Consider the following 17,415-nt stretch of genomic DNA (forward strand, 5'->3'; position numbering starts at 1 on the left):
CGTGGGAAGCGCCGACACCGTCATAGTGGGTCCGGTCCGACCAGAGGCGCCAGGCGTCGAGGGTGGTCCTCAACAACGCGTGCCCCTCCCCCGGAAAGATACGGCGTTCGCCGCGCAGGTAGTCCAGGGCGAACACCGCGGTCTCGCCCTCGGAGAGTTCCACCCTGAACTCGGGGTCCTCATCTTCGAGGAGGACGAGGGCGCGGTCTCCCGACAACAAGGGCCCGGACGCCTCCTGCAACGCTCCGTCCAGGTGTCGCCACGAGGCCGCGGAACGGCCGAAGTCGGGGCGGGCCTGGAGCCGGGAGCGCACGGACGTACTACCCGAACGGCATTCGATGATCCTGACCAGGAGACCCTCCCGCCACAGGCCGGTGCCCTGCGCCGAGGGACGCACCGCGAGCAGATCGTGACCGACCAGCGTGAGGCCCTCCCCCTCCCAACGGGTCTCCAGGACCAGGCTGTCCTCCACGTAGGCGCGGCCGACGGGGCGCGCCCCCTGTATCTCCATCGTCCATCCGCCCCCGCGGTCGGGGTCCAGGATTCCGGAGAGGAACGCGGGCCCGTCGAACCGGGGCGCGCACAGCCAGGTGATCGTTCCGTCGGGGGTGGTGAGCGCCGAGGTATGGCAGTCGGAAAGGAAACCATGATCCCCGATCGGTGTGGTTCGATCCCCCATCGGTGCCTCCTCCATGATGCGGCTCGGGTCCTCTCCTGCCCGATTGCCCTGACGTGTGCACGACGAAACAGCAGTTCAACAGCCATGCCTTCGGCACGTGGGAGGACCGTGTTCCGGGTAGTGCGGGCGTGAGCCGTTGATTCCTGGCCGGGGACGGGGGACGACCACCCCACGGTCCCGTGGACGTGTGGGTGAACGCGGCGTTCGCGTCCGTCATCGCCCCCTTCGGGGAGATCGAACCGGACGAATACCACCGGGTCACCGATGTCTGCTACCACGGATACGTGCACGGGACCCGCACGGCTCTGGCTCTGATGCCGCCTCGGGAGCGGGGAGTGATCGTGCAGGTCGGTTCCGCGCCCCTACCGGGGCATCCCCTTCCAGGCGGCCTACTGCGGGGCCGAGCACGCACCGGGTACGCGAGCGCCCCACGAGGAGAGCGGCGCAGCCAGGCGGTCCCGGGTGATGACCACGAGCTGGACCTGGTGGTGCGACGCGAGGCCGCACGAGCCGCCCTTCGCACGCTTCCCGACCGGGAAAAACCCATCCTCGAACGAAGCTTCTTCGACGAGTGGAACCTGGAGCGCGTCGCCGAGGAGGTCGGCTGTTCCCAGATGCACGTCTCACGGTCGCCCACCGCCTCACTGGAGCGTCTGCGCGAGGAACCGGCGGAGGACGACCCGCCCGGGAGCGCGCCCTGGAACCGAAGGTCCGATCGTGGCTCGTGAGCCTGATCAGCCGGCGTCGACCCGGGTGCTGTTCTCCCGACCCTGATCGATCTCCTCCAGGAGTCGCTCGGCGTCGGTGAGCAGGGCACCGTAGATCGGCCACCGCTCGTCGTCCCAGGAGTGGAGCATACGTTCACGTTGCTCCACGACCTTGTCCAAGGCCTCGTTGACCAGGGCCCTCAGATCGTCGGAGGGAACATGGTGCTCCGGTTCCTCGGCGTCCCGAACGAGGGCGAAGGTCTTCGAGACTCGTTCCATCACGGGCGCCAGCTCTCGCAGGAAGGCGTCGTCGAGCGTGGGAGAGCGGGTACCCGAGTCGAGGGCCGCCCGTAGGGTCCGCACCAGGGACCGCAGGTGTTGGGCGGCGCGGCTCAGGGCGTAGATCCAAATCCGATACGTCCGCAGCCGCCCGACCGGTACCGCCTCTCGTCTCACCAGACGGCGGGGATTCAACCGGAAACGGTCCTCCTGACGGCTGACCGTCTCCAGGGCGTTGCGCACGGTGCCGTCGAGTCTCTCGGAGGTCTGGTCCCAACGGTCCAGGTCGAGTCCTTCCTCCCCGCCGCTCAGTCCTTCGGCGATGTCGCCGCTGAGGGTGGACAGCCCGTCCGCGAAGTCCAGCACGGCGTTCTCGGCGTCCCGGAAGCGAATAGCGGGAGCCAGGAGGGTGTTGACGAGCAGGGCACTGACCGAGCCGACACAGACCATGAGCAGCAGCGAACCCAGGTCATCGATATCGGTGGCCGAGCCGCTCGCCAAGGCGAATCCCGCGATCACCGGGAGCTGGGAGCCCTGGCCACCGAGGTACCTCGTCTGCCCCAGCAGCAACGCCACCACGATGGCCAGGGCGAACGACCACAGGTTCGGTCCCATCGTGAGACCGACGGCCCCGGCCAGCAGCGCCCCGAGGAACACGGTTACCACGTAACGGCCCGAACTCAACACCGACCCGTACACGGTGGGCCGTACCACCAACAGCGCCGCGAAGACCGCGAATCCCAGCTGGGACTCCTCCCCCAGCAGGACACCCACCGCGAGGGCGATGACGGAGGCCAACGCGGACTTGACGACGAAGACCAGGGTCTCCCGTTCGAAGCCGCGCCTGCGGTAGGCGCGGCGCAGCGTTCTCGTCAGGCCCTCTTGGAACATCATCCCTCCGGAGCGGCGTCCTCCGTGCTACGCGGGGACAAGCCTGACCCACAGCCTGCCGTCCACGATCGACGTCTCCAGGGGTTCCACGGGGGCGGTCGCGGGCCCGCGGACGACCGTTCCGTCATCGAGTCGGAACTCGCTCCCGTGCCAGGGGCAGCGTACGCACCCCTCGGTCAGCTCACCTTCGGCCAGGGGCGCGCCCATGTGCGGGCAGGTGCCCAACAGCACCGACACCGAACCCTCCGTGCGGGCCACCACGACCGGAACGCCGTCGACGTCGCCGCCGGCCGGGCTCCCTTCCGGGTACCCCTCCAGCGGACCCAGGTCGTGCCACCCCTCGGGAACCAGGTCGACGAGGTGGTCGGCGCTGTTGGCACCGCCCGCGCGATGGTAGGCGATGTGGCCGCCCAGTGTTCCACCGAGACCGATGGAGCCTAGGCCTGCCAGGGCCAGGCACCTGCCCCAGCCCGACCTGCCACGCGCACGCGCCAAGGAAGAGGCTCCGAACAACAGCGTCCCCAACCCGTTCGAGGCCGCGTGCACCACCCCCACCCGCTGGTGGCGCTCGTGCTGCTGAGCCCAGTCGGCCAGCCCGCTGAGCACGGCGGGTGAGACGGTCAACAGACCGATGTCGATCAGTGCGCGGGCTTCGCGACGGTGGTCCCCCGGCATCAGGTCCAGCAGGACGGCCGCCGTCCACGTGCCCATGGGCAGGTGGATCAGGATCGGGTGGAGCGGGTGCCCCAGTTGGACGCCGTGCAGGACGTCACGTGCCGTTCCCGAGGGCAGCCGTCCGGCGAGGCCCTTCAATCGGGCGACCATCGGGTCGAGACGACCCTCGCGTTCGATCTTGCGGATGCGTTCACCGAGTCTCATGGTCGCTCCGCTACCCGCACGACCGGCCCGACAGTCTCTCCCCGGGCGACATTCCAGAAGCCTTGACCGGTATTTTCCCGGCCTCGCGGATCGAACACCGGGTGCGTACGGTGCTCAGTCGGGGGTCTGGGTCTGCCCCTGGTAGACCAGGCTGCGATGGTCCGCGACCGCGTATCGGGCACCCTCGCCACCGCTGGTGGGCAGGACCAGAACCTCCGTGTCCGGGTCCACGGTGTTCATGGGCACCCGGGCTCCGTCCCAGGGGCCACCGACCACCTCGAACGGGACCTGCCCCCGCCCCCACAGGCAGAGGAGTGTGACGGCCAGGACCGGGACGGCGCTCGCCAGGAGGAACGCCGTGTCCCCGGTCCAGGTCCAGACCATCTTCAGCGCGGCCGTGCACAGCAGAAGGACACAGATCGTGACGGCACGACCCTTCCGGGAGAGCCCTCGCCTCGGGTGGGCGCTCATGTCCATGACGTTCTCTCCTCGTACCGCGCCGCGCGTCGTCCGGTCACCTCGGTCGAGTCATCGCCGTTCGGGATCGGTCCCGGAAGGCACCGCCGCGTACGGGTGGTGCAGGTCGAAGGCCGGACGCTCGGACCGGATCCGCGGCAGCGCCGCGAAGTTGTGCCTGGGCGGCGGGCAGGACGTGGCCCACTCCAGGGAACAGCCGTAACCCCACGGGTCGTCCACCTCGACCGGCGGCGCCTTCTTCGCGGTGACGTAGATGTTCCAGAAGAAGATCAGCGTCGAGGCGGCGAGGACGAACGAGGAGATCGAGGAGATCTGGTTCAGCTCGGTGAACCCGTCGTCGGGCAGGTAGTCGGCGTAACGACGCGGGAAGCCCGCCACACCCAGCCAGTGCTGCACCAGGAACGTGCCGTGGAAACCCAGGAACAGCAGCCAGAAGTGGAACTTGCCGAGCTTCTCGTTGAGCATCTTGCCGGTGAACTTGGGCCACCAGAAGTAGAAGCCCGCGAACATCGCGAACACCACGGTTCCGAACACCACGTAGTGGAAGTGCGCCACCACGAAGTAGGAGTCGGTGACGTGGAAGTCCAGCGGCGGCGAGGCCAGGATGACGCCGGTGATACCACCGAAGAGGAAGGTCGCCAGGAAGCCGATCGAGAACAGCATCGGCGTCTCGAAGGAGAGCTGCCCCCGCCACATCGTGCCGACCCAGTTGAAGAACTTCACACCGGTCGGTACCGCGATGAGGAAGGACATGAAGGAGAAGAACGGCAACAACACCGCGCCGGTCGCGAACATGTGGTGCGCCCACACCGTGACCGAAAGCCCGGTGATGGCGATGGTGGCCGCCACCAGGCTCTTGTAACCGAAGATCGGCTTGCGGCTGAACACCGGCAGGATCTCGGTCACGATGCCGAAGAACGGCAACGCGATGATGTACACCTCGGGGTGACCGAAGAACCAGAACAGGTGCTGCCACAGGATGGCGCCACCGTGCGCCGGGTCGAACACGTGGGTGCCGACCATGCGGTCGGCGCCCAGCGCGATCAGGGCTCCGGTCAGGACCGGGAAGGCGATGAGCACCAGGACACCGGTGAGCATGGTGTTCCAGGTGAAGATCGGCATGCGGAACATCGTCATACCGGGTGCGCGCATGCACACGCCGGTGGTGATGAAGTTGACCGAGCCGAGGATGGTGCCCAGACCGGAGACGAGCAGACCCATGACCCACAGGTCGCCGCCCAGACCCGGTGAGCGCACCGCGTCCGAGAGCGGCGCGTAGGCGAACCAACCGAAGCTGGCCGCGCCACCCGGGGTCAGGAACCCGGCGATGGTGGTGAGGCCGCCGAACAGGAACAGGTAGTAACTGAACAGGTTCATCCGGGGGAAGGCCACGTCGGGGGCGCCGATCTGCAGCGGCATGATCACGTTCGAGAACCCGATGAACAACGGGGTCGCGAACAACAACAGCATGACCGTGCCGTGCATGGTGAACATCTGGTTGAACTGTTCGTTCGTCAGGACCTGCAGGCCCGGAGAGAACAGCTCCAGACGCATCAGGACCGCCAGCACCCCGCCGAAGAGGAAGAAGGCGAAGGAGGTGATCAGGTACATGTACCCGATCACCTTGTGGTCGGTCGAGGTCAACCATCCCACCACGAGCGAGCCCTTGTTCCTCACCCCTTCGGGTTCGGAGGTCCGGGTTTTCGTCTCCACCGTCATGAGGTTCCTTCTGGGGTTGCGTGTGAGCGAAGCCCGCTCCGCGGCGTCTGGAAAGGCGGGGAAAGGGATCTGCGAAGATTCAAAACCCTTCGGCCCGCACCCGGACCACCATGGGCGGAACGGCCGAGAAGTCGATTCGACCTCGAATACCGGATCGATGGAAGGCACGCTCTCGGCGGGGAGTCAACGAGTGGTTCCGCACTCGATCCGCCAACCTAACAGGCATGACACCACTTTCCCAGGGGGACACGAGGAACTCACAGAAGAATTCATGGCCGGCAATGAGGAGAATTAACATCCGAAGGGACATTAACCCCGAATTTCTTTGAGCACATCACCACTCGAATGGTCACGTCATATCGCGACATCGACCGCCTCCCGCCACATCGGACCCGTGTCCCGCGATTGACGGACGCGGCGACCGGGCAGGGCGGCCGATACGACGGAAGGAACGTTCGAGGTTCGACCCGAAGCGAGGTGTGCCATGCGAGACGACGAGTTCCTGGCCCGGGTGCGTGAACTCGGGGAGTACGAGAATCAGCGGGAGGCCGGGGAGGTGACGACGGCGGTCCTGTCCGTCCTGGCCACCCGTCTTCCCGGCGACACCGCGGAGAAGTTGGCCGCACAACTGCCCGAACCGCTGCGCGAGGGTTTCCGGGAGGCCGCACAACCCGAGGCCGAGGCCTTCGGTGTCGAGGAGTTCCACCGGCGGGTGGCCGAGCTGGTCGGTGGGCGCGCCCTGACCGCGGAGCAGGACTCGGGGGCCGTCCTGACGACCGTGGCCGAGGCGGTCTCCGGCGGCGAGCTGAACCGGCTCCTGAGTCACCTGCCTTCCGGTTACGCCACGATGTTCGGCAAGCCCGAACTCGCCTGACGCGAGCGGGCGCACACGGGCGCCCACGACGGACGTGCCCGGGTGCCGACATGGTCGTGGTTCGGTCAAGTCTCGGCGTTGTCCCGTGCACGTCCCCTTGTTCGTGTCCCACGGTGGAGGACCGTGCTCCGGTGTCGAGCCAGGGGCACGGCAAGCGCGTCGAGGGCCCGTGGGTCCGGGAGGTTTTCCATGAGCGTGTGGACATGGCTCGGTTCGTGGCCGGTGTTGCGGCAGGTCACCGGTGAGGACCGAATGGGACTGGGATCGGCCGCCAGGTCCGAGCGCAGCGAACGGCTGCGTCCGCGTACCGCGCAGGCCGATCGGGTGGTCAAGTCGGTCTGCCCCTACTGCGCGGTGGGCTGTGGACAGAACGTCTACGTCCGCGACGAGAGGGTCGTCCAGATCGAGGGGGACCCCGACTCCCCCATCAGCCGGGGCCGGCTGTGCCCCAAGGGGTCGGCGAGTCTGCAATTGACGACCGGTCCCTCCCGGCGGGACAAGGTCCTGTACCGCCCTCCGCACGGCGCCGACTGGGAGGAACTGGACCTGGACACCGCCATGCGGATGGTGGCGGACCGGGTGGTGCGCACCCGTGAGGAGACCTGGGAGGAGGAATACCAGGGGCGGCGCGTGGCCCGCACCCTGGGCATCGCCAGCCTGGGCGGGGCGACGCTGGACAACGAGGAGAACTACCTCATCAAGAAACTCCTCACCGCCCTGGGCGTGATCCAGGTGGAGAACCAGGCCCGCGTGTGCCACAGTTCCACGGTCGCGGGCCTGGGGACCTCCTTCGGCCGGGGCGGGGCCACCATGTTCCTCCAGGACCTGCAGAACTCCGACTGCATCGTGATCGAGGGCTCCAACTTCGCCGAGGCCCACCCGGTGGGTTTCCAGTGGGTGATGGAGGCCAAGGCGCGCGGAGCGGTCGTCATCCACGTCGACCCCCGGTTCAGCCGCACCAGTGCGCTGGCCGACCTGCACGTGCCCATCCGCGCCGGCACCGACATCGCGTTCTTGGGCGCGATCATCAACCACGTGCTCACCGAGGAGAAGTACTTCCACGACTACGTGCTGGAGTACACCAACGCGGCGACCATCGTCGGCGAGGACTTCCGGGACACCGAGGACCTGGACGGGCTGTTCTCCGGTTTCTCGGGGCAGGACCGAACCTATGACGTCACCTCCTGGAGCTACGAAGGCACGGAGGTGGCCGCGGCCTCGGGCGACCGTGGCCAGCTGTACCGAAGCCAAGGGGACCCACATCCGAGCACCCGGCACTCGGCACGTCCGGAGCAGCACGGTTCGGGTGGGGCCGTGATCCGGAATCCGCCCAAGGTGGACCGCACGCTCACGGACCCGCGCACCGTGTTCCAGATCCTCAAACGCCACTACTCGCGGTACACACCCCAGATGGTCGAGGATGTGTGCGGTATTCCGCGAGACGTGTTCGAGCGGGTGTGCGACCACCTCACGAGCAACTCCGGCCCCGACCGCACCAGCGCGTTCTGCTACGCCGTGGGCTGGACCCAGCACACGGTGGGATCCCAGTACATCCGTACCGCGTCCATCCTCCAACTGCTGCTCGGCAACATCGGTCGACCCGGCGGCGGGATCCAGGCGTTGCGCGGTCACGCCAGCATCCAGGGGTCCAGCGACGTGCCGACCCTGTTCGACCTGTTGCCCGGTTACCTGCCCATGCCGCACGTGCACGAGGAGCAGGACCTGGAGGGGTACGTCAAGGCCGCCGGAGAGCCGCTCAAGGGCTTCTGGTCGAACATGGACGCCTACACGGTCAGCCTGCTCAAGGCCTGGTGGGGTGATCACGCCACCGTCGAGAACGACTTCCTCTTCGGCCACCTGCCCCGCCTCAGCGGGTCGCACAGTACCTACGACACGGTCATGGCCCAGATCGAGGGCGTCTGCAAGGGCTACTTCCTCATGGGTGAGAACCCGACCGTGGGTTCGGCCAACAGCCGGGCCCAACGGTTCGGGATGGCCGAACTGGACTGGCTGGTGGTGCGTGACTTCTCCCTGATCGAGAGCGCCACCTGGTGGAAGGACGGCCCCGAGATCGAGTCCGGGGAGATGCGCACCGAGGACATCGGAACGGAGGTGTTCTTCTTCCCTGCGGCCGCGCACACGGAGAAGTCCGGCACCTTCACCAACACCAACCGGACCCTGCAGTGGCACGATCGTGCGGTGCTCCCCGACGGTGATCGGCGCAGCGACCTGTGGTTCATGTACCACCTGGGCCGGCTCATCCGGGAACGACTCCAAGGGTCGGGGGACCCCAAGGACCGACCGATCCTCGATCTCACCTGGGACTACCCGCTGGAGGAGGGGGACGAGCCCAGCGCCGAGGCGGTGCTGGGCGAGATCAACGGCCACGACGCCCAGGGCCGGCCCCTGAGCAGGTACACGCAATTGCGCTCGGACGGTTCGACCAGCTGTGGTTGCTGGATCTACTGCGGGGTCTTCAAGGACGGGGTCAACCAGGCCGCCCGCAAGAGGCCGGGCCGGGAACAGGATTGGATCGCCGCCGAGTGGGCGTGGTCCTGGCCGGACAACCGGCGCGTGCTGTACAACCGTGCCTCCGCCGACCCCGAGGGGCGCCCGTGGAGCGAACGCAAGGCCCTGGTGTGGTGGGACGAGGAGTCCGAACGCTGGAGCGGCTACGACGTCGCCGACTTCGAACCCGACAAGGCACCCGGATACCGGCCGTCCGACGACGCCCGAGGCGTGGCTGCGCTCAGCGGCGTCGACCCGTTCATCATGCAGGCCGACGGCAAGGGATGGCTGTACGCCCCGGCCGGGCTCAACGACGGCCCGATGCCCACGCACTACGAACCCCAGGACACCCCGTTCACCAACCCGCTGTACGGGCACCAGCGCAACCCCACCCGCATCCTCTACCCGCATGAGTACAACCGCTACCACCCGGCGCCCGGCACTCCGGAGGCGTCGGTGTTCCCGTACGTGGTGACGACCTACCGGCTCACCGAGCACTTCACCGCCGGCGGGATGAGCCGGTGGACGCCCTACCTGTCGGAGCTGCAACCGGAGTTCTTCTGCGAGGTCGGCCCGGAACTGGCGGCCGAGGAGGGGCTGGAACACGGTGGGTGGGCCACGATCGTCACCGCCCGCAACGCCATCGAGGCCAGGGTGCTGGTCACCGACCGCATGAAGCCGTTGCGGGTGCAGGGCCGGACCGTGCACCAGATCGGTCTGCCCTACCACTGGGGCCCCAACGGGTACTCGACCGGCGACGCCGCCAACGAACTGATGTCCATCTCGTTGGACCCCAACGTGCACATCCAGGAGGTCAAGGCGCTGACCGCCGACATCCGACCCGGTCGGCGTCCCCGAGGCCCGGACCGGGTGGCCCTGGTCGAGGAGTATCGAAGCAGGGCCCGCATCACCGAACGGACCGGAACGGAGGACTGATGGCGCAGGACGAAAGCCCGTCGCGCAAGGGCTTCTTCACCGACACCAGCGTGTGCATCGGCTGCAAGGCGTGCGAGGTGGCGTGCAAGGAATGGAACATGGTGCCCGAGGACGGGCTGAACTTCCTGGCCTCGTCCTTCGACAACACCGGGCGGCTGAGCGCCGACACCTGGCGGCACGTGGCCTTCATCGAACAGCGCGAGCCCCTCGGGCACCAGGACTCGGGGGTGGGCCGCCCCTCGGACGAGGGCCCCGGTCCGGTGAACCTGGGCATGCCCTCCTTCGACCTGCCCGGTCAGCGCACCGGGGAGCACGACGAGGCGAACGAGGGCGACTTCCGCTGGCTGATGTCCTCGGACGTGTGCAAGCACTGCACGAGCGCCGCCTGCCTGGACGTATGCCCCACCGGTGCGCTCTTTCGGACCGAGTTCGACACCGTGGTCGTGCAGGAGGACATCTGCAACGGATGCGGCTATTGCGTGCCCGCCTGTCCCTACGGGGTGATCGACCGTCGCGAGGTCGACGGTCGGGCCTGGAAGTGCACCCTGTGCTACGACCGGCTCGGTGAGGGGATGGAGCCGGCCTGCGCCAAGGCCTGCCCTACCGACTCCATCCAGTTCGGCGACGTGGACGAGTTGCGCGAGCGCGCACGCAATCGGGTCGAGGACCTGCACGAGGCGGGGGTGTCCTCGGCCCGGTTGTACGGGGAGGACCCCGACAACGGGGTCGACGGCACCGGGGCGTTCTTCCTGCTGTTGGACGAACCCGAGGTGTACGGCCTGCCACCGGACCCGGTGGTGACCACCCGGGACCTGCCCTCGATGTGGCGTCACGCCGGCGCGGCGGCGCTGGTGCTGCTGGCGGGGGCGACCGCCGCGTTCGCGGGGAGGCGATCATGACCACCCCCGACAAGACCGGAGAGGGCGCGAGCACGGCGGGCCGTGAGGCGATCACCGGCGCGACCGACGTGGTATCGGCCGAGCAACGTGAACGGCACGGGGATCACCGTCGGCGTGGCGGGCGCGGCCGGGGCGAGGCCACCCGGGTCCCCGACGCCGACTTCCGCTCCTACCACGGCAGGCCGGTGCTCAACCAGATCGTGTGGGAGGCCCGCGACATCGGCGGCTACCTCTTCTTGGGCGGGCTGGCCGGGGCCTCGTCCGTGCTCGCGGCGGGCGCCGAGTACACCGGGCGCCCCGACCTGGCCCGGCCGTTGAAGTACACCGCCCTGGCCGCCATCTCCGGTTCGACGGCGGCGCTCATCCACGACCTGGGGCGGCCCGAACGCTTCCTCAACATGCTGCGGGTGTTCAAGCCGACCTCGCCGATGAGCATGGGTTCGTGGATCCTCATGGGGTACGGGCCGTTGGCCGGGGTGGCCGCGGTGACGGCCGCCACCGGATGGTTTCCCCGGATCGGCCGCGCCGCCACGACCGGCGCCGCTCTGACGGGTCCGCTCGTGGCCACCTACACGGCACCGCTGATCTGCGACACGGCCGTACCCGCCTGGCACGACGGGTACCGGGAGATGCCCTTCGTGTTCGCCTCCTCGGCCGCCTCCGCGGCCGGGGGCATGGGGTTGATCGTCGCGCCCACGGCGCAGAGCGGTCCGGCCCGTCGGGTCGCGGTGGGCGGCGCCCTGGTCGAGGTCGCGACGTCCACGTACATGGAACGCCGCATGGGGCTGGTGGGCGAACCCTACGGGCAGGGGCGGTCCGGGAGGCTCACCCGAGCCGCCAAGGCCCTCACCCTGGCCGGGGCGGTCGGTGCCGTGCTGGGGCGCCGCAGCCGTGCGGTGTCGGCGGTCAGCGGAGCCGCGCTGCTCGCGGGTTCGGCGCTGACCCGGTTGGGGGTCTTCGAGGCCGGAGTGCAGTCCGCCGCCGACCCCAAGTACACGGTCGTCCCACAGCGACGCCGTCTGGAGGAACGCGAGAGGGAAGCGGCGAGGACCGCTTAGACCACCGCGCCCCGCACCCTTCCGGGAAGGGTGCGGGGCGCGGTCCGGTCGACGGTCAACGGCGGTGCGGCAGGAACTCCTGGATCTTGGTGGCCAGACCGCGGGCGGCGACACCGGCCCGGTCGGGGTCCCCGTTCAGCAGGGCCTTGACGGTGTCGGTGACCTGTTCGGGCTCGGCCTGGGGCGGGATGGGCGGGACGTCCCCGTCACAGTGCACGTCGAGCACCACGGGCCCCTCGGCCTCCAGGGCCCGGTCCCAGGCGGGTCCCATCTCCTCGGGCCGCTCCACGGTGATGCCCACCAACCCGACCGACTCGGCGAAGACCGCGTACGACATGTCCGGCAGGTCCTGCGAGTAAGGGGTCTTGGGCGACCCGCTCATCGCGCGCAGCTCCCAGGTGACCTGGTTGAGGTCGTTGTTGTGCAGGACGCACACCACCAGGCGCGGGTCGTCCCACAGGTGCTGGTAGCGGCGCGCGGTCAGCAGTTCCATGAGCCCGTTCATCTGCATGGCCCCGTCGCCCACCAGCGCGATCGCCGGACGTGTGGGGTGCGCGAACTTGGCGCCGATCGCGTACGGGACCGCGCATCCCATGGTGGCGAGGGTGCCCGAGAGCGAACCACGGTTCTCCTCGCCCATGCGCAGGAACCGCGCGTACCAGTTGGTGGCCGACCCCGAATCGGCGGTGACCACTGCGTCCTCGGGCAGTCGGGAGGACAGTTCACGGACGATGAGCATCGGATTGACGGGGTCGGCGCGGACCCCGGCCTGAGCGTCCAGAACCGACCACCAACGGCGGACGTTGTCCTCCACGGTGGTGCGCCACCGTCGACGCCCCTCACCACGTTCCTCGGGCGGGTCCAGGCGTTCATTGAGCGCGCGCAGCGTGTTCGCGGCGTCGCCCACGAGGTTGACCTCGGTGGGATAGCGCATTCCAATGAACCGGGGATCGATGTCGATCTCCACCGCCCTTCGACCGAAGGGCGGTAGGAACTGGGAGTAGGGCAGGTTGGAGCCCACGATGAGCAGGGTGTCGCAGTCGCGCATCAGCTCCCAGGACGGGCGGGTCCCCAACAGCCCGATGGACCCGGTGACCTGCGGCAGATCGTCTGGAAGCACGTCCTTGCCCAGCAGCGCCTTGGCGATGCCGGCTCCGGTCGCCTCGGCCAGGGCCAGCACCTCGTCGGCCGCTCCCCTGGCGCCCTGCCCGACCAGGATCGCCACGCGTTCACCGGCGTCGACCACCTCGGCGGCACGATCCAGCTCGCTCTCGGGCGGCAGCACGGTACCCCCGCCCACCACACGGTCGGGCGCGCTGGAGGGCACGTGCTTGAACGCGTGCTCGGGCGGCGAGTAGTCGAGTTCCTGCACGTCGGCGGGGATGATCACCGTGGTCGGTGCCCGCTCGGACAGGGCAGTGCGCACGGCCCTGTCCAAGACGTTGGGAAGCTGCTGGGGGACGTTGACCGTCTCCAGGAAGGCCGAGGAGACATCCTTGAACAGGCTGTGCAGGTCGATCTCCTGCTGGTAGGCACCGCCCATGGCGCTACGGCTGGCCTGCCCGATGATGGACACCACCGGCACATGGTCGAGTTTGGCGTCGTAGAGACCGTTGAGCAGGTGGATGGCCCCCGGTCCCCCGGTGGCCATGCACACGCCCAGGCGGCCGCAGAACTTGGCGTAGCCGACCGCTTCGAAGGCCGACATCTCCTCGTGGCGACTCTGCACGAACCGGGGCCCGTCCTCGATCTCGGCCATTTGGGCGACCAGTCCGTTGACGCTGTCCCCGGGGTAGCCGAAGATCTCGGTGACGCCCCACTGTGACAGCCGACGCAACAGATGGTCGGCGACGCTCTGCACCATGTTCGCTCCTCCTCTGGTCGTGCGCCGTGCCTCGCGCATCGGCCGGTTCAGGGTCGAAAGACCACCTTGAAGATCCCGTCCTCCTTGACCTGGAACCGCCGGTAGGCCTCCGAGGCCCCCTCCAAGGACACGTGATGGGTGGCGAAGTCCTCGACCCCCAGGACGTCGTCCTCGTCCAGCAACGGGAGGATCTCGGGCACCCAGTGACGGACGTTGGCCTGCCCCATCCGCAACCGGATCTGCTTGTCGAACAGCGTGAGCATGGGCAGCGGGTCGGCCATGCCGCCGTACACACCGCTCAGGGAGATGGTGCCGCCCCGACTCACGAGGTCGATCGCGGTCAGGAAGGCGCCGAGTCGGTCCACCCCGGCGTTCTTCATGAGCTTGGCCGCGGCCCCCTTGGGCATGAAGGAGGTCGCCCGCTGGGCGAGCCAGGCCGAACCGTGGCCCTCGGCCTCCATGCCCACGGCGTCGATCACCGCGTCCGGTCCCCGCCCGTCGGTGCGCCCCCGGATCTCCTGGACGAGGTCGTCGGTGCCTTGGGAGGAGTCGAACGCCTCCACGCCCCGAGCGGCGGCACGCGCGCGCCGTTCGGGTACCGGATCCACACCGAACACGTGCTCGGCCCCCAGGTGCCGGGCCACACGGCAGGCCATCTCACCGATGGGTCCCAGCCCCAGGACGGCCACGGAACCCCCTTGGGGCACGTCCGCGTACCGGACGGCCTGCCAGGCCGTGGGCAGCACGTCCGACAGGTACAGGTAGCGGTCGTCGGGCCCCTCGTCGGGCACCGGTACGGCGTTGTCCTGCGCCCGCCGAACCCGCAGGTACTCGGCCTGCGCCCCGGGGACCGAGCCGTAGAGCGAGCTGTAACCGTAAAGGCTCGCGCCCATCCCCTGATCCTGGACGCGGGTGTTGTCGCACTGGGTCTGCAATCCGCTTCCGCACATCGGGCAGTGACCACAGGAGATCTGGAAAGGGACCACCACGCGCCGGCCGGGGACCAGGGAGGTGACGTCCGCACCGACCTCCTCGACCACGCCCATGGGTTCATGTCCGAGGATGTCTCCGGCCGTCATGAACGGGCCGAGAACCTCGTAAAGATGCAGGTCGGATCCGCACAAGCCGGAACTGGTCACCCGGATGACGGCATCGTCGGGTCTTTCGATCGCCGGGTCGGGGACGGTCTCGGTCCTGACGTCGCGGGTTCCGTTCCACAACACTGCTCGCATGTTCTCCCCCTGGTCGCGTGGCCGTTCGTGGGGAGCGCCCCGTCCGGGCCCCCGGACCGGGCGGGGCGCTCCTGCCCTCTTTCGGACGACGTCCGTCAGCGGTTGGGCGGAGCTTGGCTCACGTCGGCCAGCGCGGACCGCTCGTCCACCGCCTGGGCGAGGTCGCCCATCGTGACGACCCCTACCACCTCGTCGTCATCGACGACGGGCAGACGGCGCACGGTCGCCGTGCGCATCGTGTGGACGGCGTCCTTGACGCTGCTCTGGCGGGGCACGGTCACGATCTCGGTGCTGCACACGTCCCCGACTCGGACCGTCGCGGGATCGCCCCCTTCGGCCACGCACCGCACCACGACGTCGCGGTCGGTGAGCATGCCGTGCAGTCGTCCCGAGGAGGTCACCACGACGTCGCCCACGTCCTCGTCACGCATGATCTCCGCGGCCTCGCGCAAAGTGGTGTCAGGCGTGACGGTGCGCACGCTCGGGTTCATGATCTCGGTGATGCTGTCCACCATGGTCCTCTCCCTTCACGATCGTCGTCCTCGTCATCGGCCCTAACCGGCCCTCTGCCGGGCGAAACGTCATATGCCCGCCGGCCCTCCCCGAGCCCATCGATGTCCGATCGCCCGAATGAGTCGGCCGCGCTCCGGGTAGCCACGTCCACGACTCGGGAGAGGAAGGGGGTCGTCACGATGGCGACGAGTGATCCGGAGGTCGACCGGCTCTGGGAGGAATTCCACGCCTCGGTGAACATGACCGGCGAGGAACTGCGACGGTGGCTGCTCACGGACGCCTCGGGGGAGGAGGCGCTTCCCGCCGACGGTGATGTCTCCGTCGAGGGTGAACGCGTCGTCCAACTCCTCGACAAGCGCAGGAGGGACGTGACCTCCGACGACATCGACCTGATGGAGCGGGTCTCACGGTTCGTACAGGAGGAGCTGTCCGATCCACGGCCCCAGGACGACGCCTGGCGCAGGAGGATGATGCGCGTGGGCCACGATCCGCTCAGTCCCGATTCGGGGCCGTCGGACACCTGAACGAACACACGTGGCGGTCGTGGGTGGAGGATCTCCTCCGCCCACGGCTGCGCACGGCCTCGTCCAACACCGACGAGCGTTTCCGCCGCGGCGTCCTAGTCCACAAGGGCGCCGCGGCGTCCTTCGTGTCCGCGCCCTTGACGGAAGGGCTCACCAACGCCCGGCTCACACGCGGAAATTAACAGAACAGCGCTCAAAAAGGCCCTTCCGTTATATGTGGAGCATCTCACCTCAACATAGGACAGTTTTCGCTCAAGAGCCCACAGGCTCGCTTTTCAACACTCACTTCTCGGGCAGCACCATGGAGATGCGCTTTTCACGACGTTCGGGGAAACCATCGATCCCCCGCCCCGTCCGGGTCGTACGAACCACTCGAAAACGAGCACACCGGACACGTGAAGGGTCAGGAGACGCACCATGCCCGCTCCCGTAGCGAACACCACCGCGGCCAGAAGCAGCATCGCGGTCACCACCCGTCGTGAGCCCTCCCAGGACGCTTCCGCGGAGGATCTGTTGGCCTTGTTGAAGAGCCTGGACCAAGACGACCCGCTGAGCAGGCGGCTACGCGAACGCATCACGCAGCACTACCTTCCGGTCCTGCACCGCATCGCCAACCGGTACCGGGGACGCGGGGAGAGGGTGGAGGACCTACGACAGACCGCCCACCTCGGGTTGGCCAAGGCGATCCGCGGCTACTCCCCCGAGCGTGGCAAGGAGTTCATCCGCTACCTCACACCCACCGTGGCCGGGGAGATCAAACGGCACTTCCGGGACCACACCTGGGCGGTGCACACCCCCCGCGACCCCCAGACACGCCGCTCGGAGATGATCAAGGTCCGCGCCGAGCTGGAGCAACGCCTCAACCGCGCGCCCAACGTCGCCGAGCTCGCTCAAGAGATGGGCATCACCGAAAAGCAGGTGGAGGAGGCCCGCCTGGTGTCGGAGGCCTACAACACCGTCTCGCTCAACGCACCCGAGCCCCGTGAGGAAGGCGCTCCCACCACTCTCGAACATTACCTCGGGACGGAGGACGCCGCCCTGGACCTGGTCGTGGACCGTGCGACCGTCCGCCCGGCGCTGCGCGCGCTCCCCTGGCGAGAGCGGCTCATCATTCGTCGTCGGTTCTTCGACGAGTGGACCCAGTCGCAGATCGCCGAGGAGGTGGGATGTTCCCAGATGCACGTGTCGCGCCTGTTGGCCGCCTCCCTGCGCGGACTCCGCGAGACCATCGGTGAGGACGGGCGCTGAGAGAGCCGGCCGCGGGCGGGGGGGGGGCCCCCCCCCGGGCCCGGGCCCCCCCCCATGGCCGCGCCGCGCCCCCGCCGCAGCGTGCAGAGGCCGAGCCAAGACCCAGGACCCCCACGTTCGCTCTCTCA

14 protein-coding genes and 2 pseudogenes are annotated in these 17,415 nt (G+C 68.5%); 8 read left to right on the plus strand and 8 right to left on the minus strand.

Annotation, left to right across the window (positions count from 1 at the left end; genetic code table 11):
• Positions 1-679, minus strand: a 679-nt coding sequence (locus ACWGKS_RS04255; protein WP_452521697.1) for a trehalase-like domain-containing protein, incomplete at its 3' end; no start/stop codon positions are given.
• A 173-nt stretch (positions 680-852) separates the two neighbouring features.
• Between ACWGKS_RS04255 and ACWGKS_RS04260 the strand changes: the two are divergent.
• Both ACWGKS_RS04260 and ACWGKS_RS04265 read left to right on the plus strand, forming a co-directional pair.
• Positions 853-1,090: pseudogene (locus tag ACWGKS_RS04260) on the plus strand (SDR family NAD(P)-dependent oxidoreductase); the annotation flags it as partial.
• Positions 1,091-1,203: 113 nt separating this feature from the next.
• Positions 1,204-1,407: pseudogene (locus tag ACWGKS_RS04265) on the plus strand (sigma factor-like helix-turn-helix DNA-binding protein); the annotation flags it as partial.
• A 6-nt stretch (positions 1,408-1,413) separates the two neighbouring features.
• Here the strand turns inward: ACWGKS_RS04265 and ACWGKS_RS04270 are convergent.
• From ACWGKS_RS04270 to ctaD, 4 genes are all read right to left on the minus strand, one after another.
• The gene (locus ACWGKS_RS04270) at positions 1,414-2,556 is read right to left on the minus strand and encodes an FUSC family protein (RefSeq protein ID WP_358511385.1); all 1,143 of its coding nucleotides are present in this window, start codon (positions 2,554-2,556) and stop codon (positions 1,414-1,416) included.
• Between the two features lie 27 nt (positions 2,557-2,583).
• Positions 2,584-3,435 carry a Rieske 2Fe-2S domain-containing protein gene (locus tag ACWGKS_RS04275; RefSeq protein ID WP_358511366.1) on the minus strand — a complete coding sequence of 284 codons (852 nt, stop codon included), beginning with the start codon at positions 3,433-3,435 and terminating at the stop codon, positions 2,584-2,586.
• A 114-nt stretch (positions 3,436-3,549) separates the two neighbouring features.
• The gene (locus tag ACWGKS_RS04280) at positions 3,550-3,906 is read right to left on the minus strand and encodes a hypothetical protein (RefSeq protein WP_358511369.1); all 357 of its coding nucleotides are present in this window, start codon (positions 3,904-3,906) and stop codon (positions 3,550-3,552) included.
• A 57-nt stretch (positions 3,907-3,963) separates the two neighbouring features.
• Positions 3,964-5,631 (minus strand): aa3-type cytochrome oxidase subunit I, encoded by a 1,668-nt coding sequence (ctaD, locus tag ACWGKS_RS04285; protein ID WP_452456997.1) that lies wholly within the window; start codon positions 5,629-5,631, stop codon positions 3,964-3,966.
• A gap of 484 nt (positions 5,632-6,115) precedes the next feature.
• On the opposite strand from ctaD, the gene ACWGKS_RS04290 reads away from it, so the two are divergent.
• The 4 genes from ACWGKS_RS04290 to nrfD all read left to right on the plus strand — a co-directional run bounded on the left by ACWGKS_RS04290 (position 6,116) and on the right by nrfD (position 11,906).
• On the plus strand, positions 6,116-6,505 hold the full coding sequence (locus ACWGKS_RS04290) for a DUF2267 domain-containing protein (RefSeq protein WP_358515810.1): 390 nt from the start codon (positions 6,116-6,118) through the stop codon (positions 6,503-6,505).
• Positions 6,506-6,694: 189 nt separating this feature from the next.
• Positions 6,695-9,949: a formate dehydrogenase gene (gene fdh, locus ACWGKS_RS04295; RefSeq protein ID WP_358515808.1), complete on the plus strand. Its 3,255-nt coding sequence runs from the start codon at positions 6,695-6,697 to the stop codon at positions 9,947-9,949.
• The gene (locus ACWGKS_RS04300; protein ID WP_358515805.1) at positions 9,949-10,848 is read left to right on the plus strand and encodes a 4Fe-4S dicluster domain-containing protein; all 900 of its coding nucleotides are present in this window, start codon (positions 9,949-9,951) and stop codon (positions 10,846-10,848) included. The genes fdh and ACWGKS_RS04300 overlap by 1 nt, the downstream gene beginning before the upstream one ends.
• Entirely contained in the window at positions 10,845-11,906 is a 1,062-nt protein-coding gene (nrfD, locus tag ACWGKS_RS04305) for an NrfD/PsrC family molybdoenzyme membrane anchor subunit (protein ID WP_358515802.1), read from the plus strand. The genes ACWGKS_RS04300 and nrfD overlap by 4 nt, the downstream gene beginning before the upstream one ends.
• Positions 11,907-11,961: 55 nt before the next feature.
• On the opposite strand, the gene ACWGKS_RS04310 is transcribed toward nrfD, so the two are convergent.
• The 3 genes from ACWGKS_RS04310 to ACWGKS_RS04320 form a co-directional block, all read right to left on the minus strand.
• Complete coding sequence (locus ACWGKS_RS04310) at positions 11,962-13,770, minus strand: thiamine pyrophosphate-requiring protein (protein WP_358515799.1); 1,809 nt, start codon at positions 13,768-13,770, stop codon at positions 11,962-11,964.
• 47 nt (positions 13,771-13,817) lie between these two features.
• A complete protein-coding gene (locus ACWGKS_RS04315; protein WP_358515796.1) occupies positions 13,818-15,002 on the minus strand; it encodes an alcohol dehydrogenase catalytic domain-containing protein in 1,185 nt (394 codons plus the stop codon).
• Positions 15,003-15,097: 95 nt separating this feature from the next.
• Positions 15,098-15,517 carry a CBS domain-containing protein gene (locus ACWGKS_RS04320; RefSeq protein ID WP_358515793.1) on the minus strand — a complete coding sequence of 140 codons (420 nt, stop codon included), beginning with the start codon at positions 15,515-15,517 and terminating at the stop codon, positions 15,098-15,100.
• 177 nt (positions 15,518-15,694) lie between these two features.
• Between ACWGKS_RS04320 and ACWGKS_RS04325 the strand changes: the two genes are divergently transcribed.
• Both ACWGKS_RS04325 and ACWGKS_RS04330 read left to right on the plus strand, forming a co-directional pair.
• Positions 15,695-16,039, plus strand: a complete 345-nt coding sequence (locus ACWGKS_RS04325; protein WP_358515790.1) for a DUF3140 domain-containing protein — start codon at positions 15,695-15,697, stop codon at positions 16,037-16,039.
• Positions 16,040-16,456: 417 nt separating this feature from the next.
• On the plus strand, positions 16,457-17,287 hold the full coding sequence (locus ACWGKS_RS04330; protein ID WP_358515787.1) for a SigB/SigF/SigG family RNA polymerase sigma factor: 831 nt from the start codon (positions 16,457-16,459) through the stop codon (positions 17,285-17,287).
• Positions 17,288-17,415 lie beyond the last annotated feature (128 nt).

Source organism: Nocardiopsis sp. NPDC055879, from assembly GCF_053615935.1.